Source organism: Rhizorhabdus phycosphaerae (assembly GCF_011044255.1).
In the GTDB taxonomy this organism is placed as follows: Bacteria; Pseudomonadota; Alphaproteobacteria; order Sphingomonadales; family Sphingomonadaceae; genus Rhizorhabdus; species Rhizorhabdus phycosphaerae.
This window is the reverse complement of sequence record NZ_CP049107.1, coordinates 3,101,136-3,121,730: the sequence shown is the minus strand read 5'-3', so window position 1 is coordinate 3,121,730 and position 20,595 is coordinate 3,101,136. Positions and strand designations below refer to the sequence as shown.

Sequence of the window (20,595 nt, the reverse complement as noted above, 5' to 3'; positions counted from 1 at the left end):
CACTCAGTCCGCATAGGCGATCGCATAGCAACGCGCATAGGCGGTGGCGATGTGCCGCTTGACGGTGCTCAGCGAGATTCCCAGCCTTTCGGCAATCTCCTTCTGCTCCAGACCGTCGAGCCGGCGCAGCAGGAAGGCAGCTCGGGTTTCCGGTGGTAGGGCGTCGAGGAGCTTCGCCACCGCCGCGAGCAACTGGATCGCTTCCTCGATTCTCTCCGGCGTGATGCCATTCACCCCCGCCCCTGCGATGGCGCAGGCCTCCAGCACGGCACGCTCAACCTCCCGCGAGCGGACGTCGTCGATGAGCAAGCGGCGCGCGACGGTTGCGAGATAGCTGCGGGGAGAGACCGGCGGTGCGAGGTGGGGCCGCTCTATGAGACGACAGAAGGTATCCTGCACGAGATCGGCCGCGTGATGGGAGCAACGCGTGCGCCGCCGCAGCCAGCCATGCAACCAGTCCGCATGGGACTCATAGAGAGAGGCGATCTCCAATCTTGCAGTTGCGGCGTTCACGCGACCCCCGGACGACAGCCGGCGACAGAAGCTATCATCGATCCGGCAAAACGGCGATATTAACATTGCGAATGATTTTCAATAGCGGAGTATTGGAGCAGCGCAATGAGCGAACGGGCTTAACAGGGTCGCCAGCGGGCAAGCAGGTCGGCGAGATCGCAGGCGGTCTCCCCCTCCAAAGCGGGCAGGCTAGCGATGATCCAGTTGCCGCTGCTATTGCCTTCGAGAAACACGGGCCCACTCCCGGCCAGGATCACGTCCCAGTGGACGAGGGGGAGCGGTGGAAGCGCACGCAAGGCAGTGAGCGCGGCCTCCACCGCGCGGTCGAAGTCCGGTAGCGGTCGCCCGGTCAGCACCGCAGCGTTCCAGGGTAACCGATCAAGCCGCTCGTCCGGCCGCGAGAGGACTAGTCCGCGCAGCATCCGGCCCGTTGCGCCGTCGACCGGCACATGCACCGCGCCCTCCAGAAAGTGGGCTGGATTTCGGTCGGGGACACCGACGGTCAGCAGTGCGGAATGCAGGAAGGGCTCGGCGTCGGGCATCCGGGCGGTGACAAGCCGCAGGACGGGCGCCCGGCCAGCTACGGCGAGATCGGCCAGATCGGAGGTGGCCACCAGACGCTCCTGGATCAGGAGATCATCTTCGTTGGCCGCGCGTTGGAGACGGGCATGCAGGTCAGGTTCGGAAATGATCCTTCCATCAATGAGCCATTCCCCACCCTTTGGCTCAAGCGAGAAAGCGTGGCGGTGGCCATGGCCATGCCTCGGCTTCAAGAACAGCGGGCGATGCATTGCCGTCGTCAGGGGGAGCGCGACCGCCCCGCCCCGCTCGACCATGCCGATCAATTCAGGAACCAGGATGCCAGCGCCTGACAGGACGGTCGCGGTTTCCAGCTTATCGGCAAGAAGGCCATGTGCCTCCGGCGCACCGAGCCGGGACTGGAGAAATGCTGCGGCGCGGGCGGGCAGCGGATGGGGTGTCGCGTGAAGGGAGCGCCAGACATGGGCTTCGAGCGGCGTGGCACCGGTTTGCAGGCAGTCCCGATACAGGCCGGGAAACGACGCCTGCCCGACCAGCCGCGAGAAGCGCAGGGCCTTGAACAACGCAGCGATGCACCACAGCAGCCGGCTGGCGAGCCCCACCGCCCCGTGCAGCGAGGACGCACGCTCACGCCGCCATTCGCGCGAGGCCCATCGGCTGAGAGGGGATAATGTCGGGTGTATCGGGCGGCCAAGCCCCTGGCCATCCAAGGGCAGATTGCGCCAAAACCGCCGTGCCATGCCGATCATGGCTGCCACAGGACAGGCATTGTCCCAAAGATCAATATGCTCGGCGGAGCCGACAACTTCACCAAGCCGCGTCCAAAATTGAGTGTCCGCCAGCGCGCGGACACCTCTTTTTTACCGAGGCATCAGGAACCGGGCTTGAGAAAACTGCTGCCCTCGACCCCAGAGGTGCCACGCCCCTGGGTAAGCGCACTGATATCCGCGTCTTCGATAGCTGGAGCCGACCAGATTTTGCGGGGCTGTTGGCCATCCAGGTCCCGCATCTCGTCTTGACGATTGTCCTTGCGCATCACGAGCTCCTAGCAACTGTACAACATGCAACATGCAACATGGTACCCGCACGCAACCGCCGATGCAATCAAGCAGAACTCAAAATGCCGGCCTGCTGATGAATCCTTCATTCGACTTGGCAAGAAACCGCTCGACGACAAGGCTCCTCGGGGAGCCTCCCTGATTAACGCCGCGTGATCAGAGCCCATGCTTTCGAAACTTTGCCTGCGCCGATAACCCGACCTCCGGTTCAGACGCGAGGCGCTCTCCTGACTTGTTTTTTCCGCGGGGCGCTCGCATCGCGTTCCCATGCCAGAAACAGACCGCCCGCTTCCCTATCATTATCGCATCTCTGGTCTGTCGATCGGCTCCGAGTTCGAGCTGCCGATGCGCGCCCCCCTTCCTATCGAGGATTTCAAGAACACCGATGTCGTCTTTCGACTGGGTGTCGTGCCAGAACGCCTGCCTCATATTTCCCATCGCGGCCCGAACTGGGCGGCGAATGAACGAAGCTTTCTGCTGGAACTGCCCGAAATCGGGCGCTTTCTTTGCGAAGAGGGGGCTCGACTGACCCTGTGCCCAGCCCCAGGCGCCGTTCTCGACGATATTGCAGTCTTCGTCACGGGCACGGCCATGGCGGCTATCCTCTACCAACGCGGCGCCATGCTGCTGCACGGCTCGGCCGTGGTGCATGACGGACGGGCCTTTTTGTTCTGCGGAGACAGCGGGGCCGGCAAATCCACGCTTGCCGCAGCCCTGGTTCAGGCGGGGGCCTCCTTCCTCGCCGACGACGTCTGTTCGATCGACATGTCAGATTCCGCTGTGCCCCGGGCTATTGCCGATGGCCGGTTCCTGAGCCTGTATCCCGACAGTATTGGCCAGACCGGCCTGACAGACGCCACTGGCTCGCGCGTTCGGCGCCGCATCGATAAATATCACATATCGGTGGGCGGCGGGCCGGAAGCTTCAATCGACTCGGCCCCGGTCGCAGCGATCTACATGATCGCAGGTTCACATGCCGCCGCACCGCCGGGCATAAGCCAGCTCCCAAATCTGGAGGCAGCGCAGGCGTTGCTTCATAACAGCTACCGACGGCGCGTCGCCCTGGCCTATGCACACCGGGGCCAGATCCCCGCGCAGACCTTTCGACTATTGTCGTCCACCCACGTGTTCCTGCTCCATCGCGCGGCGAAGTTCGATGCCCTCGACGACACCGTCTCGATGATCAAGGCCCACTGGGCCGGCCTGCGCTGAGGAACGCAGCCGGTGGCAGCCTTCCCCGGCGGTCTGGTATGGCTCGCTTCCTATCCGAAATCCGGCAACACCTGGACGCGGATCCTTCTGGCCAATCTCCTGTCGGGAAGAGACGAGCCGGCCGACATAAACAACTTGTCCGAACCCCACACGTTGATGGGTCGGTGGCGATTTGCCGACGATATGCTGGTCGATCCCGATCTGCTCGACAGCCGCGAACTCGGGATCATGCGGCCGATTCACTGCGACTTTGCAGCGCAAGACGTTAGCCATCCCTTTTTCTGCAAGACCCATGACCAATTCTGGAGCCCGGAAGGCGAACTGACGCTGGGCGCCTCTGCGCGACGCGTTCTCTACATCATACGCGATCCCCGCGACGTGGCCATATCGTTCAGTTATCATGCCGGCCTGTCGATCGACGACACGATCACGCAGATGGTCGACAGGAACGCCAGTTCGACTGGCCGCGCCGTGCTTCCTTGCTTCATGGGCGATTGGAGAACGCATGTTGTCGGATGGGCCTCTCAACGCCTGATTCCAGTCATGGTGGTGCGCTACGAATCGATGCACGCCGATACCTTCAACTGTCTGCGTTCGATCGTCGATTTTCTGGGCGGACAGGCGGATGAGATGGAGATCCACAGGGCTGTGGCCCACGGCAGCTTCGATGAATTGCAGCGACAGGAAGCGCGCAAGGGATTTCGGGAAGCCCGGCCTGGACAGGAGCGTTTTTTCCGGGCGGGACAGGCCGGCGGCTGGCGGGAAATTTTGAAGCCCCATCAATTGCGCAGAATCGAGGACCATTTTGCCGACATCATGACCGCATATGGGTATGAAATCGCAGATAAATCCTAAGCCGACTAAATCGTTCTACCGACAGGAAAGGCGGCAAGCATTGGAGGAGAAGACAATCATGGCTGGCAAACTCCATCGGCGCGAAGACGTGTTCGGAGCGGACGTTGAAGACACGATGCTGCTGCTGAACGCCGAAACCGGCCGCTACCATTCGCTCAATCCGGTCGCGGCACGGATATGGGAAATTCTCGCGGAACCGACCGACGAAGCAGCCCTGGTGGATCGGCTGGTGGACGAATTCGACGTGTCTCGGGACGAATGCCGGAAAGAAGTATCATCGTTCATCTCGAATTTGCGTGACCGCAGCCTGATCGTCGAAATCTGAGCGATGCGGCTGATCGCCGGAATCCTCCAGCTCGACGGCAGTTCGGCGACGGAGGACATGCTCGCGCTGATGGCGGCGGCTATGACGCCATCCGGCCTCCGGCCTTCGCGCGCCCATCGCATCGACGGCCCGGCCGGACTGCTGATCCTCGACTTCTCGGATGACCAAGCCGCACTCTCCGAGCGGGACGGCTGGATCGTGGCGGCCGATTTGAGGCTCGATCGTCCGACTGGAACCATCGAGGACGAGGTGTTGCGCGCGATCGAGGATCATGGAACCGATTTTCCGGACCGGCTGGATGGCGATTTCGGCGTCGCCCTGTGGGACAGAACGCGGCAGGCCCTGTGGCTGGGGCGCGACTTCATCGGAGCCAGGCCACTTGCCTGGACATGGTCGGCCGGGCGTCATTTCGCCTTTGCCAGCCTGCCCAAAGGGCTGCATGCTTCGGGGTTGGCCTCTCCGGCGCCGGACCTCGTTGGCCTGGCGACAAAGGCCTCCCAGACCTATTTTTCCGGCTCGGACAGCGGCTTTGCCGACATACGCTATCTCGAGGCCGGGCACAGCCTGCGCATAAGCCCGGCCGACGAGGGTCCACCGCAGCCGCATCGCGCCTATCGGCCGGACCCGTCACAGGTAGGGCGATGGCGTGGGACGCCCAAACAGGCGGCAGCCACGCTGCGAACGCTGATCGAGGAAGCGGTCGCCGCGCGCATGCCCAATAGCGGGCCCGTGGCTTGCCATTTGACCGGCGGACTGGACAGTTCGGCGATAAGCGTACTCGCAGCGCGCGCCGGTCGGCAACGGCCCGGCTGCAGGGTCTTTGCGCTCAGTCGGGCGACAGCCGAAGCGATCGGTCCGGCCGGGCTCGACGAGCGCCCGCTGATAGCCGACGTGCTGCGGCAGGAACCCGGCATCGACCATCTTTATGTCGGCGACGACGTCGCGATGCCCGGCGACAAAAGCGACCCCGACTGGCCCTGCAGCGCGATCGGCGGGGGCGACGACCGGATCATGGAAGCTGCCGCCGCCTTCGGTGCGGACCGACTGCTGAGCGGCGTCGGTGGAGACGAAGGCGCGACCTACAACGGCGCCCGACCCTATCTTGCCTTATTGCGAAGCGGCCGTTGGCCATCCCTTCTACGCGAACTACGGGCGAGGGCGAAGCGGGCGGACATCTCGTTGCTGCGGGTCGCCTACCGCCAGCTGGTGTCACCGGTCCTTCCGCGCGGTCTCGGGCAAAAGCGCGTAGGCATGTTCGACGACAAGGCCGGCGTCATGCGCTACCTCGCGCCAACGATGGCCGAACGCGTGCGGACGCGACGGCTGCGGCCCACGCTGCACAGCAACCGCGCAGAAGATCGCGTGCGCGCCTTTGCCGATCACCATATCCCGTCGCGCTGCACCTATTACTCCATTCTTGCCGCCCGCCACGGCATTGCGGTCAGCTTTCCGATGCTTGATCGCCGCGTGGTCGACTTCATCCTGTCGTTGCCGATGCACCGTCTTCTGGCCGACGGATATGCCCGCCAGCCCTTTCGGGAGGCCATGCGCGGCATCCTGCCCGAACGCCTGCGGACGACCGAAGCCAAAGTCGGCTTGTTCGATCAGCGCTTCATGCTTTACGCCGCGCGACGATCCACGCTGCTGGCCGAGTTCGAGCGCCTGCAGGCGCTCGCGCTTCCGATCCTCTCGGAGATGTTCGATCTCGAGGCCCTGCGGGCGGGACTGGAGCGAATACCGACGTCCGATGAAATCGCCGACCGCGCATCGCGCGGCACCCGCATCATTGGAACCTCGCCATGGAGCACCGGCTTCACGATCGAAGCCTTGATCCTCGCCCGGGAGCTCGCGGACAGGGCTCTTGTCGAAGACGACCGGGACAAGGGCGCCTCGGGCGTCACTTCGACACCATAGCGCCGCGTTCCGGCTGTCTCGATTGTGCATAGGGCAGCGATGTGCGAATGCGGATCTCGGGTTCCTTCCATCCAGCCGACGCCCCATCGATGACAACAGCCGCCGTCTCCGCAACTCCGCTTTCCGCCTTTTCGGGGCTGCCGCCGCATCTGGTGATCGACGACGCGTTCGGGGCCGATCTCGCAGCACGACTGCTGGCTTTCGCCGTGGAACGCGAGGGAGATTTTGCCAGCTCGATGGTCGGCCATAGTGAGAGCAAGTCGGCCGGAGTGCATCAGCATATCCGCCGGTCGCGCACGATCCGCGACTTCGGGGCTTTGCGCGACGACCTCGAAAAGGCCTTTCTCGCCATGCTGCCCCGCGCCTTGTCACACCTCGGCATTGCGCCGTTCGTGCCGGAGAGCCTGTCACTGGAATTGGCGGCACATGGCGACGGCGACTTCTATCGCCGCCATATCGATACGTTCGTCGGCGCAACGGCGCCAAGGACACGCCGGGTCGTGACGGGCGTCTATTATTTCCATGCCGTGCCGAGGATCTTCACGGGCGGCGCCTTGCGGTTCCATTCGATCCTGCCCGTCGAGCAGGGCGGGAATTGCAAAGATATCGAGCCGGCCAACGATCGCCTGCTGCTGTTCCCCGCGTGGGTACCGCACGAGGTCTGCCCCGTGCAGTGTCCAGGTGGCAGCTTTGCCCAGTCGCGCTTCGCCATCAACTGCTGGTATCAAGGCGGGGCAGACTGATCGACACTGCAATTCGTTTCGCGCCGGCCACCCCGCTCCCGACGCGAAGGCTTTACCCGCCCCAACCCGTGAAGTGCAGCCACAGAAGTTCGAGGAAGGGCAGCGGATGTGCCGTACCCAGCGGGCCGAGCGGCAGGCAGTAGAGCAGGAAGACCACCGCGAGAGCCGCCGAGACGGGCGGCAAGCGCCAGTTCAGGCGACTGGAGCCGATCAGAAGCGTCAGCGCCACGGCGAAGAGTCCGAGACTCGCCCAGCGGAAATAGTCGAAGCCGAGCGGGAACAGCAGCAGCGTCGTCGCCGGGGGCAGGAAATAGCGCCACAGGCTGGCCCGGTTGTGGCGGAGGACCGCCAGGATCAGGACGAAAGGCGCCAGCGTGTAGAAGGCCAGCGCCGCCTGCTCATAGGGCTTGAGCGCGATCGGCACCTCGATCACGCCGCGTGACCAGACGGTCGTGCCGCTGCCCGGGCGGGCATCGAGCAGCGCCAGCTGCGCCGGATCGAGATTGCCCCACAGCCCGACCGCAGCGAGCGCGAGCGCGCCGGGCACCAGGCAGGCGGCCATGTCGACCGGACGCGCGCGCGTCGCGAACAGGGAGACGGCGAGGGGGCCCGCGCCGTAAAAGAAGACGGCTTCGTGAACGAGGCCGGCGATACCGAACAGCACCCCTGCGAGATGCGGACGCCCTTTCAGGACCAGCGCAACGGCGATGAGGAGGAGCACCATGTTGAGCGCGTCATAGCGGCCGATGTCATGCGCGATCTCCATCAGGCCCGCAGGCGACAGTAGCAGCGCTGCAAGCACGCAAGCGCCCAGCCCAGCCTCCCCCGTACGCAGGGGCCGGGCATGGAACCGGTCGAGCAGCAGGATCAGCCCCGCGAAGAACGCGAGCGACAGCCCCGTCGCAATCGCAGCCCCCGCGACCGCATCCGCGACCGGCGCGGAGAAGAGCGGATAGAGGAGCGTTCCGACCAGCGCGCGCTTGGCGAAGCCGAAATCGACATAATTGACGTAGAACTGCTTGAGCAGCCAGGGGCCGACAAAAGGCCGCTCGGCGCCGAGCCAGAAATAGAGATTGGCGAGCGAACCGATTGCGAACGACAGCAGCGCCAGCGGCAGGAAATACCGCACCGCCATCTGGCCCAGCCTCTGTGCAATCCCCACCCGGTCCATCCCCGTCCTCTGACCGTCAGATGCTCAGCTTCTTGAACAGCCCTTCGGGTATCGCCCCGATGATCGCCATGATCCAGCGCCATATGGGACGGACATAGACGATGTCCTTCCGACGCTCGACCGCGCGCCAGATGGCCTGAGCGACCTCCTCCGGCTTGGCGGTGAGCGCAGGCGGCACGGCCATCCCCGCTGTCATGCGCGTGTCGACGAAGCCGGGCAGGACGGTAACGACGTGGACGCCCGTCTTGCCGAAGCGGTTGCGCAGACCCGAGAGAAAGGCCGTCATCCCGGCCTTGGCCGAACCATAGACATAGTTGGATGCCCGCCCCCGCTCACCCGCGACAGAACTGATGCCGACGATCACGCCGGTGCCGCGCGCAGCGAAGGCCTCCGCAAGGCTGCCGAGCAGCAGGGCCGGCCCCTCATAATTGGCGCGCATGACCCGTTCGGCGGCGACGGAGTCGGTCTCGTTCTCCCGCTGGTCGCCGAGCAGGCCGACGGCGCAGACCACCGCGTCGGGCAGCACCGGCAGACCGCCAAGCAGCGCCGCGCGGTCCTCCGCCTCGACCACGTCGCACCGGTGGACGGTCACGGCGACCCGGTGGCGCAGTTCCAGATCCGCGGCAATGGCGGCGAGCGCGGCTTTATCGCGCCCGGCGAGTTGCAGCGCGTAGCCGGCAGCGGCGAAACGGCGAGCGGTCGCCTCGGCAATGTCCGAGGTTGCACCGACAACGAGAAGCGTAGGCATCACAGTCCGAGCCTTTCCGATTGATGGGACCGCAGCGGCCCGGCGAGGCCGTGCTCCCGCCGCCAGCGCGCGAAGGCGAGCCCGCGCGGGTCGAGCACGCTCATTTCCGCCTCGGTCATCTGCGCATCCTTGGCAAGGTAAAGCCGTCCGCCATGATCGCGGGTCATCGCCCGCAGCTCGGCCGTCAGCGCTTCGGTCCGCCGTCCGACGGGGAAATCGAGCGCTAGTGTGTAGCCTTCCATCGGAAAGGAGAAGGGTCCCTCCTCTGCCCCCATGCGCTTGAGCACGGCGAGGAAGGAGCCGGTGCGGGAAGCGGCGATGCGCGACAGCATCGTCGTCAGCCCGGCCTGCGCAGCGGCGAGGGGAAGCACGCACTGGAACTGGACGAAGCCACGCCGGCCATAGATGCGATTCCAGCGCAATATCGCGTCCAATGGGTAGAAGAAGCTGTCGATGGAGACGAGCGAGTTGCCGGCCTTGCTGCGATTCCTAGCGTAATAGAGCGCGTTGAAAGCGCGTATGACAGGCCCGCCGACGAGGCTGATCGGCGGGGTCAGCGGTACGTCGAGGGTCGGGCCGCGACGGCGCGCGAAGCGGTTTGCGGCCAGGGGGGACGGCAGCTCGTCGACGCCGGCATGCTCGCCCAGCATGAGGATGGAACGACCGAGCGACCTGCCAGCGGCGAGCGTATCGATCCAGGCGACCGAATAGGTCGCGGCGGCATTGGCCTCGAACGCGTCCATCGTCTCGGCCAAGGAGGCGGTCGGGATCGTCCGCTGACGTATCCAGGCAGTTTCGACGGGGCGCAGCCACACCGCCGCGCGCAGGATGGTGCCGGTCAGGCCCATGCCGCCCATTGTCCAGTGGAACAGCTCGGCATGCTCGTCCGACGAGCAGCGGCGCTCGACTCCATCGGGGCCGAGCAGGTCGAACCAGGCGACATGGCGGCGGAAGCTGCCCTCGCCATGGTGGTTCTTGCCATGAACGTCCGCGGCGATGGCTCCACCGAGCGTGACGAATTTGGTACCGGGCGTCACAGCAGGGAACCAGCCGCGCGGCAGGAAGATGTCGATGATCTCGGCGAGAGTCAGCCCAGCCTCGGCGACGAGAAGGCCGGTCGCGTCGTCGAAGGCTATCAGCCGGTCCAGCCGGCGCATGTCGATCGTGGTCGACAGGCCGATCGCCGGATCGCCATAGGCACGCCCATTGCCACGAGCGATCATCCCCGCCGGATCGAGCAGAGCGGCAATGGCGGCGGCGTTGCCCGCGCGGCGCAGGCGTGTCGGCCGGCGCGGATAGAGGCCCCAGCCGGTAAGCTCGACCCGATCAGCCACCGCGATGGATCACAACAGGCCGAAGCCGGTCGCGCTGCCCGCGACGACGATCACCATCAGCGCTGCGCAGCAGAGGCTGACCCGGTCGGTCGCCGCGAACACGATCGGATCGTCGTGCATGTTGCCGCGATTGGCGACCATCGCCATGCGGCTGATCCAGTAGAGCAGGATCGCGCAGCTGCCCCACAGCAGTTCCGGAAAGGCGTAGAGCCGGTCGACGGCGGTCGAATTCAGGTAGAGGGCGAGGACGAGCACCGCGACATAGCCGGACGATATCGCCATCTGCGACACCGTCGCGAGGTCGCCGCTTTCATAGCCACGCCCATGCATCGCGCGGCCCCCATCGGCGATGCTGTCGACGATCTCGGCCTGCCGCTTGATCGCCGCCAGCGAGAAGAACAGGAACAGGGTGAAGGCGAGCATCCACATCGACAGCGGAACCTGCGCTGCCACCGCCCCCGCGATCACACGCAGCGTGTAGAGGCCGGCAAGCGCGCAGATATCGATCACCACCTTGCGCTTCAGCCACAGCGAATAGGCGGTGGTCGCGACATGGTAGAAGAGCAGCACGCCGAGAAAGGAAGGGCCAACGGCCGCGCCGACCGCGACGCCACCCGCGAACAGGCCGATCGCCATCCAGCTGGCATGCTCGATCGGGATCGTACCTGCCGCGAAGGGCCGCAGCCGCTTGCGCGGATGAGCGCGGTCGGCACCGAGATCGAGCAGGTCGTTGAGCACATAGACACTCGAGGCGATCAGCGAGAAGGCGAAGAAGGCCATCAGGCCGGCGCGCAACGTCGCCAGATCCGACTGATGCGCACCGATGATCGGCAGGAAGACGAGCGGATTCTTCGCCCATTGGTGGACGCGGATCGCGCGCAGATAATCGGCGAAGCGCGCCTTTGGGCGGGACAGCGTTTCGTGCCCCGGATAGAGGCCGGCAAGTCGCCCGGAGAGGCTGCGGCCGGGATTGCAGGCGATCACCATGCGCGCCTTGCCCCATACCGGCAGATCGGCAGGGCTGTCGCCGATATAGACGAAACCGCCCTCTCCGTAGCGCTCGCACAGGCGGCGCGCCTTTGTCTCGCCCTTCAGATTCTCGTCGCGGCCCGATGCCATGACCTCGTCGAACAGGCCGAGATGATCCGCGATCGATCGGGCCAGACGGTCGCTGGTAGCGGTTACCAGCGCCGCGCGTCCACCGCGCGCACGCCAGCCGCGGATATGGTCGATCACCCCCTGATCATAAGGCAGCGTCGCAGGATCGATGCGGGCATGTTCGGCCAGCACATGCTTGATCCGGGAACGGCCGCCGGGAAGGGCCATGAGCAGCTGAAACAGCACAGTCCACCGCTGCGCCATCGCCGACCAGAAGCTCTCGTAGAGCATGTTCGAACGCAACAGGGTACCGTCGAGGTCGACCGCTAAGATCGGCAGGACTTCCTTGTCCACGTCCGCTCCTCAATATTGCCTAGCACTACATCTACAACAGCAGACAAGCCACCAGAAAAAAATATAAACTTGAGATAATTCCGCCTTACACGAATATTTTCTCGTAATACTCGCGTGGCGACGGACCACGATAGCCATTTTCCCTAAACAATTCTTTTGCCATAGAAAGATCATCTATTCCGATCCGATCTAGCAAATGATCGCTCATAGTGAATTTCCCTTATGATTAAATTTTAATCAATAAGATTATATTTTTCTTCCGACATAATAAAACTCAGTCGGGTCAATCATATTATTATCACACATCATAAGGTCTATATCCCTTATAAATCGAGCAACAGACGCCTCAAGACGACGATCTGAAAACCGTAATCCTCCGATTATTTCATGAAACAATCCATAGCGCCAATTGAATTCTAACTGTTCATATCGCTCATTTAAATGCGGAAATATTTCACCAAATCCAGCCTCATTGTCATTCACGGATTGGGCCTTCTCACCATCCTCTAGCTCATACCTAAGCTGCATAAACTTTCTATCTGCATCATAATTTATCTTGCTAGAAAAGTCGCTCGGAAGAGCAGTATAATAATTTCCAGATGCTTCAAGAAGCCTTGTTACAAGCAAATTTGCGATGGCATTTCTTTTAGTTACCCTGTCTCTCAACGGCTCATGACATATCAGAATGCCATCATTTTTCATTAACCGCCCAACAGCCTCATGAACCGCTGGTTGATCCGCAAAATGATGCAACGCTCCTACGAACAAAACTACATCAAACATAGAATCTGATTTTCGGGAAAAACTAAACAAGTCATCACAAATATACTGCAAATTCTCTGTAAATATATCGGGCGAAAATTTCTGAGCAGTTTTTCTTGCCGCCGAAATACAGTCGTCGGAAATATCTAGCCCTGTTACGTCACACCCATACCTAGCCAGCTCCAAGCTCATATAGCCAGGACCGCAGCCAATCTCTAAAATACGGGGTGGTTTACAGTGGCTCACTGTATGACACGAAATAGACTTAGATATTATCTCAAACTGCTCGCCAAAATCTAGATCGACGAAATATTTTCTTCTCCAGGGGTTGTTATAAAAGTAATCGCAATCCGGAGCATTTCTAATATCCGGAACATGACCACCCTTCAGCCTCTCATTTATCTGACCGTTAAAGGCTGCCGCCTCTTCTATCAGCGTACTATCGTACCCTTCATAGGTAGCCATTTTAAAACTCCCAGTAGAAGTAAGAGAAAGGTATTCAGTTTTAATGAGGCATTTTACGAATGCCTATTTGATGTTCGGAATAGGCAACGGCGCGTTGTGAGAACCATAAGGTTCCATCAGCCCCGGCCGCACATTATTGCACTGGTCCCAGCGGATGCTGTCTTGAATTTCAGCGATCAACACGCCCTCTCGCACGCTCGGCGCGAAACGCGCACCGTTGGCTAACAAAGGCCCACATATTCCTGTATCCTCATAGCGGATCGAGATCAGATCGAGGTGTACGAACGACGCGATCAAACCGCCAAAAATGAGAACAAGGACGGCCGAGAATGCTTCCGCACGCAGCAGCATCAGTCCCAGAAAAGGGATCGCATAGATCAAATAGTAAATCTCTATCGGCGCCCGCGCGAAGATAATAAGATTTATTCCCGTTAGCGTAAAGCCAAGCAAGAAGACGGGATCATTTCGACGCGCCCATAGATTACGGCCTTTCATGGAAATCAATATCGATGCAAATCCGGTACCGATAAAACCAAAAGGCTGAACAATTTTATAGAAAAATCGAGCAACAAGACCAATTAAGCCCTGATCGTCCGGAAGTCCGGCACGAAGCCAGTTCATCGTAAGATGAGATGATATCCAGATGGGCACATAGAAAAGTCCCGTGATGAAGGTCAGGATCGCGACCAACCTCCACCATTTTTCATCCCGCCTCTGAAAGCTGAGCCAGATGAGAAAGGCAGATGCGAGGGTCCAATTTGTAAGCCTGGCTCCCCCTGCAATTGCCAGAAACAAGATTCCCCACAGCAGACCACCGCGCAGACAGACAACCATCCCACCTATCAAAAATACATAGGAAATCATGTAGTCCATGGAACTGGACGAAGCTATCATGACATAGGGACTTGCCGCCATCAGAGCCGGCAACAGCAATGGCTTATCAAGCCCGAGGTCCCGAGCTAAGACGAAGGTCAAGTACAGCGAAAATATCGACAATATCGCGATGAGAGTATTGCTGAGCCATGCACCCCCGATCGAGGCGGCGAAGCCGATCAGGAATTCGGCAACGATATATCCGGGAGGCCGAGACGGCACATAGCGACCTTCGGCATGCATCCGCTGCCAAGCGCCGAGCATGCCATAGGCGTCTCCATCGTGGCTATAACCCAACGGTATTCTATAGATCACGAAGGCAGCAAATATGACCAATGTCGCAAGGGCTGCCAGCCGCTCCACACGCCCCAATGCGGCTATCGCTTCCTTCATACCATTACTCCCCCGACGCCCCAGCGTACGCCTGCCCGTTCGAAAGGGAGTTGGCTGGAAAACAATGACTAATCAAGATCAGCCTTTGGGGCGTCACCACATCTCCTCATGTGCGCTTGCCCGCAGCGCAGGCGCCCCCTAGAGCGCCGGTGCGGCCATCCTGCCGCCGGGGGAGTTCAAATGGAGCGGCGGGTGAGCCCGGTGGCGATCTATATCGCGATCGCCTGCATGGCGGCGCTGCTCAACATCGGCGCGCAGATGGCAAGCGTCGCCGTCTACAAAGGGCGCTTCTACGTCGAGCTGTCGATGATCGTCGGGCTGGCGACGGTGCTGCCCGTCAAATATCTGCTCGAAAAGCTGTTCGTCTTCTCCTTCGCCTCGCGCGGGCTGTTCCACGATGCGCGGCTGTTCACGCTCTACACGGTGCTCGGCGGCATCACGACGCTGGTGTTCGTCGCGGTCGAATATCTGTTCCACCTGCTCTTCGCCGGAGAAGCGATGCGCTATGTCGGCGCGGCGCTCGGCCTCGCCCTCGGCCATCTGCTCAAATATCAGCTCGACAAGCGCTTCGTCTTCGCCAGCCGCTGAGCCTGTCCCATCTGCCGCATCCGTTAAAGGCGCCTTGAGTTGGCGGTATGCCGGCTCTACCGGGCGATTATGGGAAGGGTCCGACATCTCTGGACGCGCATCGTGCCGCTCATGCTGATCGGCCTGATGTTCGGCGCCCTTGCGCCGCAGGGCTTCATGCCGCGGGTCGGCGAGAATGGCCTGAGCATCATCCTCTGTTCCGGCAGCGGGCCGGCGACGGCCTCGATAGACCCGTCCGATCCCCTTTATGCGAAGATGGCGGCGATAGCCGGGAGCGCAGATCGTCATGACGATGACGACCCGCGCGCGGCGACCTTGCCGCATTGCGCCTTTGCCGGTTCGGCAATGGCCGCGCTTCTGCCCGCTCCGCCGATCGTCTCGGCCCAGCTCGACGCAACCCCGATCGCCCCAGCCATGGTCGCAACCATCGCGCGGAACCGCTATCGCGCGGCCAGGCCTCCCGCCACGGGTCCCCCCGTCCTGGTCTGATCCTCCGACACCGCCGGCTCGAGAGCCGGCCGACGACGATCGACGAAGGACGATAACATGAGCTGGAAGACGAAGACCGGGCGCTGGGCGCTCGGCAAACATGGTTGGCTGGCGCTCATCGGCGGAATCAGCCTGTTCCTCTGGGGCCTGTCCGGGCTGACGCACATCGCAATGGTGCTGTTCGGACCGCAGCAGGCGCAGTTCATGCCGCCGCGCGCGCCGCTCGACCTCCAAGGCACGGAACCCGTCACCGAGATTCTGGGAAAGGCCGGCATAGCCAAAGCCGTCGCCGTCAAAACGGTCGCCGATGACGGCAAGAGCCTGCTCCAGGTGACGACCGATCCGGCCGGCCAGCGACGCTATTTCGACCCGGCGTCGGCGCGGGAGATGCCGGGACAGGATGCCCGACAGGCAGAATATCTGGCGCGCTATTATCTGAAGGAAGAGCGCCCGATCGCGTCCATCACGCTCCAGACCGACTTCGACGCGGACTATGGCTGGGTCAACCGCCTGCTGCCGGTCTGGAAGGTCCGCTTCGCAGGCGACGACCGGCTGACCGCCTATGTCCACACCGAAACGAGCAGCCTTGCCGCCGTCAACAACCCCACCAAGGACTGGTTGCAGTCGATCTTCCGCGCGCTGCACAGCTGGGAATGGGTCCCGCCTTCGATGGCATGGCTCAAGGTCGTGGTAGCAGGCGCGATGGTCGGCAGTCTGGCCGCGCTGGCGCTGACCGGTATCGCGATGCTCGTGACGGTCCGACGCCGGAAGCGGCTGCCGGGCGCGAAGGGCTGGCACCGCATGATGGGCTATGTGCTCGCCCTCCCACTGATCATGTTCTCGCTCAGCGGCATCTATCATCTCGTGCAGGGCGCGATCGCTCCGCCCGCCGGCCAGATGCGCATGGCCGCACCGATCGACCTGAGCGCGGGCCGCTTTCCGATCGGCGCGCAATGGTCGGCGCTGACCCGGGGTCTGAAGGTGGATTCGCTGTCGCTGGTCGAAGGTGCGGGCGGGCGGCCGCTCTATCGCCTGGGTCTCGCGCGCGACGACGAAATGCCCAAGGGCGAGCATGATCATGGCGCCCAGGCTGCCCCCGCCGCCAAAGCGGATCATGCAGGCCATGGCGATCATATGGGCCATGCGATGCCGAAGACCGCGATGGAAATCCGCACCGCCCGCTTCGAGGGCGTTCAGCCGACCGGCCCGGCGCTCTACATCGACGCGGAGACCGGTGCGGCGGCGGCGCAAGGTGACCGCGAGATCGCCCGCATGCTCGCCGCGCGTTACTCCGGTGTCGGCGAGGACAAGATCGCCGACATCCGGCTCGTGACGCGGTTCGGCCCGGATTACGACTTCCGCAACAAGCGGCTTCCGGTCTGGCGCGTCGACTATGCCGCGCCGGTGGATGCGACCCTGTTCGTCGACACCGCGACCGGCGCGCTCGCCGACCGGGTCGAGCATTGGCAGATGCCTGAACGCTATGCCTTCAGCTTCATCCACAAGTGGAACTTCCTGTTCCCCCTGGGCAAGATCGGGATGAACGCGGTCGTCGGCGGTTTCACGATCGCGCTGCTCATCTTCATGGGCGCGATCGGGCTGCAGCTGTATCTGCGCTTGCGCCGCAGCAGGCGTTGATCCCCCGGATGGGGCTCAGCCGACGATGCGGATGAGCCCTTCCTGCGCGACCGACGCGACGACGCGTCCCGACCGGTCGAAGATCGTGCCGCGCCCGAGCGTTCGGGCGCCGCCGGCATAGGGGCTGTCCATCGCATAGAGCAGCCACTCGTCCGCGCGGAAGGGCTGGTGGAACCAGATCGCATGGTCGAGGCTCGCATCCTGCAGGTCATGCGCCGACCAGCTGATGCCGAGCGGCAGCAGGCCGGTGTGCATGATGTAGAGATCGGAGGCGAAGGCCAGCATCCGCTGATGTTCGGCCGGATCGTCGCCCATCGGGTCGCGCAGGCGGAACCAGAAGGAGCGACGCGCCGGTTCGCGCGGCGGGTCGATCGTCACGAAGGGCTCGACCGCGCGATAATCGATGCCGATGTCCCGATCCCAGAAGACGGTGCGGTGGGGAGGCATGTGCGGCAGCGCCTCGGCGATGACGTCGTCCTGCGGCACGATCGATTCGGGATCGGGCACGTCCGGCATCACGGCGCCGTGCGAAGCGCCCTCCTCCTGCACATGGAACGACGCCGACATGGTCAGGATCAGTGCGCCGTCCTGCCGTGCCTCGATCCGCCGCGCGGAGAAGCTGCGTCCGTCGGCATCACGCAAGACGGTGAAGTCGATCGGCTGGTCCGTCCGCCCGGCGCGAACGAAATAGGCGTGGCAGCTATGGGCGAGCTTTTCCGTCGATACCGTCGACTGGGCCGCCGCCAGCGCCTGGGCCAGAACCTGGCCGCCATAGAGGCGGAACAGCGGCCCACCCGAAGCCGGTGCGCGCAAGGCACCATCGGGCCCCTCGCCGAAGTCGAAGAGATCGGAAAATCTGTGCCTCACGCGATGCCGCCCTGCCATTGTCGGGCCGACAGCCTTGGCAAAAGCCGCCGTCCGGGGGAAAGAGAAAAAAGAACAGGAGAGCCGACATGTCCGAACCCGCTGCCTTCACCCCCGTGCGCCCGACGCGCTGCTTCGAGGATCTGGCGGTCGGTGAGCGACGGGTTTCGGCGCCGCGCACGGTGACGCGCGAGGAGATGCTCGACTTCGCCCGGCAGTGGGACCCGCAATGGTTCCACAGCGACGCCGAACTCGCCACCCAGTCGGTGTTCGGCGAGGTGATCGCGTCGGGCATCCATGTGCTGGCGCTGTGGCGTCAGATGGACCACGAGATCAATTCGGACATCGACTTCGTCTGCGGCATCGGCTGGGACGAGTTCCGGCTGAAGAAGGCGGTGCGTGCGGGCGACACGATCCATGTCACCTCCGAGATCGTCGAGCTGCGCCCGTCGACCTCGCGGAAAGACCGGGGGACGGCCATCACCCGCTACGCGGTGATCAACCAGCGCGGCGAGGAGGCGGTCAGCTTCACCAGCATCAACCTGGTCTATACGCGATCCGGCCGGAACAGCCGCGAGGCGAGTGCATCGGCCTCCGCATAGGCCGCCGCCATCACCGGCTCGACCGCTTCGGGCGGGCCGAAGGTCGGCTTGACGTGGATCGTCTCGATGTCGGTCACGCCGATGAAGCCCAGCCAGCCGGTCAGGAAGGCGTGCTGATGATCGAGCGCCGCCATCGGCCCTCCGGGCCTTATGTCGAGCGCGCCAGAGGTGATCAGCACCGCCTTGCGGCCCGCCGCCAGTCCTTCGCCCTGCCCGTCGACCACGCGGAAGCTCATCCCCGGCTGCGTGACCAGATCGACATAATGTTTGAGCGGATAGGGAATGCCGAAATTCCACATCGGCACCGTCATCACCCAGCCGTCGAACGACAGGAAATGCTCGATCAGCCGACCGATCGCGCCCCATTGCGCCTCGACCGAAGGATCGACCGCCTCGCCTGCGATCAGCGCATAACGGCCCTCGATCGTGGCGCCGTCGAAGGCCGGAAGCTCGGCCTCGAACAGGTTGAGATATTCGACCTCGATGTCCGGCCGCTGCCCGAGCAGCCGCTCGGCGACCATGTTCGACCGCGAGCGGGGTCCACGCGGGCTGGCGTCCAGGTGCAGCAGTTTAGGCATCGGGCAACTCCACCAGGACGTCGTCGCCTTCCACGCTGACCGGGAAGACCGTTATCGGCTTGCGCGTCAGCGTGCCATTGGGCTCGCCGGTGCGCATGTCGAAGCGCACGCCATGGAGCGGGCAGAAGATGTGCGGCCCCTTGACCTTGCCGCCCTCGAGATGGGCGAGCGCATGGCTGCACATATTCTCGACCGCGAAAACCCCGGCGGCGGTGCGGCAGAGCAGCACCGATTTGCCGCAGGCATCGAACGCCTTGTTGCCCCCTTCCGGGACCTCCGCCAGAGCGGCGACGCGCTGGAGCGCCATCAGCGCCTCTGGTCGAAGCGCCGGCCGAGCAGCGCGGAGGCTATGTTGACCTTCTGGATGTCGATCGCGCCACCGGCGATGCCCCAGCCCCAGCTGTCGCGCAGTCGCCGTTCCATCGGGAAGTCCTTGGAATAGCCATAGGCGCCCATCAGCTGGACAGCGTCGCCGGCCACTTCGCGCGCGATCGAGTTGGCGAAGCATTTGGCGGTCGAGCTGTCGAGGATCGACGGCAGGCCGTCCTCGGCATTGGCCGCCGCACGCCAGATCAGCAGGCGAGCCGCGTCGACCTTCATGTGCATCTCGGCGAGTTTCAGCTGGACCGCCTGGAACTCGACGATCGGCTTGCCGAACTGGCGACGCTCCTGGACATAGGCTGTGACGTCCTCAAGCGCGCCCGAGGCCTGGCCGAGCGCCATGGTGGCGTTGCCGCAGCGTTCGAGGTCGAAGGTCTCCATCAGCTTCTTGAAGCCGCCCGCCGGCACGACAATGTTGTCGAGCGGGATTTCGACGTCGTCGAAATTGAGGTCGGCCGAGGGGACGCCGCGGAAGCCCATCAGCTGCTCGTTCGGTCCGAAGGTGAAACCCGGCGTGTCCTTCTCGACCAGCACCGCGCCGATCGCCTTGGGCCCCGGATCGTCGGACAGGCGGCAATAGACGAGATAGGCATCGGCATGACCGCCGCCCGAGCACCAGCGCTTGGTGCCGTTGAGGACGAGCTTGTCGCCCTTGACCACGCCCTTGGTCTTGAGGTCGGTCAAGGCGGAGCCTGCATCGGGCTCGGACATGCCGATCGCGACCACCATCTCGCCCTTGCACACGGCAGGGACGATGCGCTGCTTCAGGCTGTCCGAGGCGAAATGCTCGATCGCCCGCACCGGGCCTACCGAGGATTCGAAGATCGGAAAAGCGACCGCCGAGGAAATCTTGGCGAACTCCTCGAGGACGATCAACGCCTCGAGATTGCCCAGCCCGAGACCGCCCAGTTCGGCCGGCACATTGATGCCGAGAAAGCCCATCTCGGCGAAGCGGTGCACGAGCTCATGGCTCGGCGGCTTGTTGTCGCGCTCGCATTCGGCCGCGATGGCGGGCAGTTCGGCGCGCGCGAAAGTTCTAGCGGCCTCGCGCAGTTCCTCCTGCTCGGGCGTGAGCCTGAAATCCATGATAATCCCTC

The 20,595-nt window shown here is 63.2% G+C and carries 22 protein-coding genes; 9 read left to right on the top strand and 13 right to left on the bottom strand.

What is annotated here, in order from left to right:
- Nucleotides 1-3: 3 nt before the first annotated feature.
- From G6P88_RS14555 to G6P88_RS14545, 3 genes are all read right to left on the bottom strand, one after another.
- Nucleotides 4-513 carry a sigma-70 family RNA polymerase sigma factor gene (locus tag G6P88_RS14555; RefSeq protein ID WP_226946575.1) on the bottom strand — a complete coding sequence of 170 codons (510 nt, stop codon included), beginning with the start codon at nucleotides 511-513 and terminating at the stop codon, nucleotides 4-6.
- Nucleotides 514-632: 119 nt separating this feature from the next.
- Entirely contained in the window at nucleotides 633-1,802 is a 1,170-nt protein-coding gene (locus G6P88_RS14550; RefSeq protein ID WP_165323810.1) for a sugar-transfer associated ATP-grasp domain-containing protein, read from the bottom strand.
- A gap of 122 nt (nucleotides 1,803-1,924) precedes the next feature.
- A complete protein-coding gene (locus G6P88_RS14545) occupies nucleotides 1,925-2,089 on the bottom strand; it encodes a hypothetical protein (protein WP_165323809.1) in 165 nt (54 codons plus the stop codon).
- Between the two features lie 367 nt (nucleotides 2,090-2,456).
- On the opposite strand from G6P88_RS14545, the gene G6P88_RS14540 reads away from it, so the two are divergent.
- From G6P88_RS14540 to G6P88_RS14520, 5 genes are all read left to right on the top strand, one after another.
- Nucleotides 2,457-3,323 carry a hypothetical protein gene (locus tag G6P88_RS14540; protein ID WP_165323808.1) on the top strand — a complete coding sequence of 289 codons (867 nt, stop codon included), beginning with the start codon at nucleotides 2,457-2,459 and terminating at the stop codon, nucleotides 3,321-3,323.
- A 12-nt stretch (nucleotides 3,324-3,335) separates the two neighbouring features.
- On the top strand, nucleotides 3,336-4,178 hold the full coding sequence (locus G6P88_RS14535; RefSeq protein WP_165323807.1) for a sulfotransferase domain-containing protein: 843 nt from the start codon (nucleotides 3,336-3,338) through the stop codon (nucleotides 4,176-4,178).
- A 58-nt stretch (nucleotides 4,179-4,236) separates the two neighbouring features.
- Nucleotides 4,237-4,503: an HPr-rel-A system PqqD family peptide chaperone gene (locus G6P88_RS14530; protein ID WP_165323806.1), complete on the top strand. Its 267-nt coding sequence runs from the start codon at nucleotides 4,237-4,239 to the stop codon at nucleotides 4,501-4,503.
- A gap of 3 nt (nucleotides 4,504-4,506) precedes the next feature.
- Entirely contained in the window at nucleotides 4,507-6,417 is a 1,911-nt protein-coding gene (locus G6P88_RS14525) for an asparagine synthase-related protein (protein ID WP_165323805.1), read from the top strand.
- A gap of 89 nt (nucleotides 6,418-6,506) precedes the next feature.
- Nucleotides 6,507-7,160 (top strand): 2OG-Fe(II) oxygenase, encoded by a 654-nt coding sequence (locus G6P88_RS14520; RefSeq protein ID WP_165323804.1) that lies wholly within the window; start codon nucleotides 6,507-6,509, stop codon nucleotides 7,158-7,160.
- A gap of 52 nt (nucleotides 7,161-7,212) precedes the next feature.
- On the opposite strand, the gene G6P88_RS14515 is transcribed toward G6P88_RS14520, so the two are convergent.
- The 6 genes from G6P88_RS14515 to G6P88_RS14490 form a co-directional block, all read right to left on the bottom strand.
- Entirely contained in the window at nucleotides 7,213-8,295 is a 1,083-nt protein-coding gene (locus G6P88_RS14515; protein ID WP_165323803.1) for a hypothetical protein, read from the bottom strand.
- A gap of 52 nt (nucleotides 8,296-8,347) precedes the next feature.
- Complete coding sequence (locus tag G6P88_RS14510; RefSeq protein WP_165323802.1) at nucleotides 8,348-9,079, bottom strand: SDR family oxidoreductase; 732 nt, start codon at nucleotides 9,077-9,079, stop codon at nucleotides 8,348-8,350.
- On the bottom strand, nucleotides 9,079-10,413 hold the full coding sequence (locus tag G6P88_RS14505; protein ID WP_165323801.1) for an FAD-binding oxidoreductase: 1,335 nt from the start codon (nucleotides 10,411-10,413) through the stop codon (nucleotides 9,079-9,081). Before G6P88_RS14505 ends, G6P88_RS14510 begins: the two co-directional genes overlap by 1 nt.
- A 9-nt stretch (nucleotides 10,414-10,422) precedes the next feature.
- Nucleotides 10,423-11,865 carry a UbiA family prenyltransferase gene (locus tag G6P88_RS14500; RefSeq protein WP_206335781.1) on the bottom strand — a complete coding sequence of 481 codons (1,443 nt, stop codon included), beginning with the start codon at nucleotides 11,863-11,865 and terminating at the stop codon, nucleotides 10,423-10,425.
- A 246-nt stretch (nucleotides 11,866-12,111) separates the two neighbouring features.
- Nucleotides 12,112-13,092 (bottom strand): class I SAM-dependent methyltransferase, encoded by a 981-nt coding sequence (locus G6P88_RS14495; protein WP_165323800.1) that lies wholly within the window; start codon nucleotides 13,090-13,092, stop codon nucleotides 12,112-12,114.
- Nucleotides 13,093-13,155: 63 nt separating this feature from the next.
- Nucleotides 13,156-14,358, bottom strand: coding sequence for a hypothetical protein (locus G6P88_RS14490; protein WP_165323799.1), 1,203 nt, complete (start codon nucleotides 14,356-14,358; stop codon nucleotides 13,156-13,158).
- Nucleotides 14,359-14,538: 180 nt separating this feature from the next.
- Between G6P88_RS14490 and G6P88_RS14485 the strand changes: the two genes are divergently transcribed.
- From G6P88_RS14485 to G6P88_RS14475, 3 genes are all read left to right on the top strand, one after another.
- Nucleotides 14,539-14,946 (top strand): GtrA family protein, encoded by a 408-nt coding sequence (locus G6P88_RS14485; RefSeq protein WP_165323798.1) that lies wholly within the window; start codon nucleotides 14,539-14,541, stop codon nucleotides 14,944-14,946.
- A gap of 69 nt (nucleotides 14,947-15,015) precedes the next feature.
- Nucleotides 15,016-15,435 carry a DUF2946 family protein gene (locus G6P88_RS14480; RefSeq protein ID WP_165323797.1) on the top strand — a complete coding sequence of 140 codons (420 nt, stop codon included), beginning with the start codon at nucleotides 15,016-15,018 and terminating at the stop codon, nucleotides 15,433-15,435.
- A gap of 57 nt (nucleotides 15,436-15,492) precedes the next feature.
- A complete protein-coding gene (locus G6P88_RS14475; RefSeq protein WP_165323796.1) occupies nucleotides 15,493-17,073 on the top strand; it encodes a PepSY domain-containing protein in 1,581 nt (526 codons plus the stop codon).
- 15 nt (nucleotides 17,074-17,088) lie between these two features.
- On the opposite strand, the gene G6P88_RS14470 is transcribed toward G6P88_RS14475, so the two are convergent.
- Entirely contained in the window at nucleotides 17,089-17,940 is an 852-nt protein-coding gene (locus G6P88_RS14470) for an acyl-CoA thioesterase (RefSeq protein WP_226946574.1), read from the bottom strand.
- Between the two features lie 86 nt (nucleotides 17,941-18,026).
- On the opposite strand from G6P88_RS14470, the gene G6P88_RS14465 reads away from it, so the two are divergent.
- Complete coding sequence (locus tag G6P88_RS14465; protein WP_165323794.1) at nucleotides 18,027-18,539, top strand: MaoC family dehydratase; 513 nt, start codon at nucleotides 18,027-18,029, stop codon at nucleotides 18,537-18,539.
- Here the strand turns inward: G6P88_RS14465 and G6P88_RS14460 are convergent.
- Genes G6P88_RS14460 through G6P88_RS14450 form a run of 3 tightly spaced genes read right to left on the bottom strand, consistent with a single transcriptional unit; the run spans nucleotide 18,485 to nucleotide 20,584 of the window.
- Nucleotides 18,485-19,117, bottom strand: a complete 633-nt coding sequence (locus G6P88_RS14460) for an FMN-dependent NADH-azoreductase (protein ID WP_165323793.1) — start codon at nucleotides 19,115-19,117, stop codon at nucleotides 18,485-18,487. The genes G6P88_RS14465 and G6P88_RS14460 overlap by 55 nt on opposite strands.
- Nucleotides 19,110-19,424: a Rieske (2Fe-2S) protein gene (locus G6P88_RS14455; protein ID WP_165323792.1), complete on the bottom strand. Its 315-nt coding sequence runs from the start codon at nucleotides 19,422-19,424 to the stop codon at nucleotides 19,110-19,112. Before G6P88_RS14455 ends, G6P88_RS14460 begins: the two co-directional genes overlap by 8 nt.
- Nucleotides 19,424-20,584, bottom strand: coding sequence for an acyl-CoA dehydrogenase family protein (locus G6P88_RS14450; RefSeq protein WP_165323791.1), 1,161 nt, complete (start codon nucleotides 20,582-20,584; stop codon nucleotides 19,424-19,426). Before G6P88_RS14450 ends, G6P88_RS14455 begins: the two co-directional genes overlap by 1 nt.
- Between the last annotated feature and the right edge of the window lie 11 nt (nucleotides 20,585-20,595).

Bases quoted from the DNA above. Each gene is read 5' to 3' on its own strand.
- G6P88_RS14550 (WP_165323810.1), bottom strand. From the start codon at position 1,802: ATGATCGGCATGGCACGGCGGTTTTGGCGCAATCTGCCCTTGGATGGC.
- G6P88_RS14545 (WP_165323809.1), bottom strand. From the start codon at position 2,089: ATGCGCAAGGACAATCGTCAAGACGAGATGCGGGACCTGGATGGCCAA.
- G6P88_RS14540 (WP_165323808.1), top strand. From the start codon at position 2,457: ATGCGCGCCCCCCTTCCTATCGAGGATTTCAAGAACACCGATGTCGTC.
- G6P88_RS14530 (WP_165323806.1), top strand. From the start codon at position 4,237: ATGGCTGGCAAACTCCATCGGCGCGAAGACGTGTTCGGAGCGGACGTT.
- G6P88_RS14525 (WP_165323805.1), top strand. From the start codon at position 4,507: ATGCGGCTGATCGCCGGAATCCTCCAGCTCGACGGCAGTTCGGCGACG.
- G6P88_RS14520 (WP_165323804.1), top strand. From the start codon at position 6,507: ATGACAACAGCCGCCGTCTCCGCAACTCCGCTTTCCGCCTTTTCGGGG.
- G6P88_RS14515 (WP_165323803.1), bottom strand. From the start codon at position 8,295: ATGGCGGTGCGGTATTTCCTGCCGCTGGCGCTGCTGTCGTTCGCAATC.
- G6P88_RS14510 (WP_165323802.1), bottom strand. From the start codon at position 9,079: ATGCCTACGCTTCTCGTTGTCGGTGCAACCTCGGACATTGCCGAGGCG.
- G6P88_RS14495 (WP_165323800.1), bottom strand. From the start codon at position 13,092: ATGGCTACCTATGAAGGGTACGATAGTACGCTGATAGAAGAGGCGGCA.
- G6P88_RS14490 (WP_165323799.1), bottom strand. From the start codon at position 14,358: ATGAAGGAAGCGATAGCCGCATTGGGGCGTGTGGAGCGGCTGGCAGCC.
- G6P88_RS14485 (WP_165323798.1), top strand. From the start codon at position 14,539: ATGGAGCGGCGGGTGAGCCCGGTGGCGATCTATATCGCGATCGCCTGC.
- G6P88_RS14480 (WP_165323797.1), top strand. From the start codon at position 15,016: ATGGGAAGGGTCCGACATCTCTGGACGCGCATCGTGCCGCTCATGCTG.
- G6P88_RS14475 (WP_165323796.1), top strand. From the start codon at position 15,493: ATGAGCTGGAAGACGAAGACCGGGCGCTGGGCGCTCGGCAAACATGGT.
- G6P88_RS14465 (WP_165323794.1), top strand. From the start codon at position 18,027: ATGTCCGAACCCGCTGCCTTCACCCCCGTGCGCCCGACGCGCTGCTTC.
- G6P88_RS14460 (WP_165323793.1), bottom strand. From the start codon at position 19,117: ATGCCTAAACTGCTGCACCTGGACGCCAGCCCGCGTGGACCCCGCTCG.
- G6P88_RS14455 (WP_165323792.1), bottom strand. From the start codon at position 19,424: ATGGCGCTCCAGCGCGTCGCCGCTCTGGCGGAGGTCCCGGAAGGGGGC.
- G6P88_RS14450 (WP_165323791.1), bottom strand. From the start codon at position 20,584: ATGGATTTCAGGCTCACGCCCGAGCAGGAGGAACTGCGCGAGGCCGCT.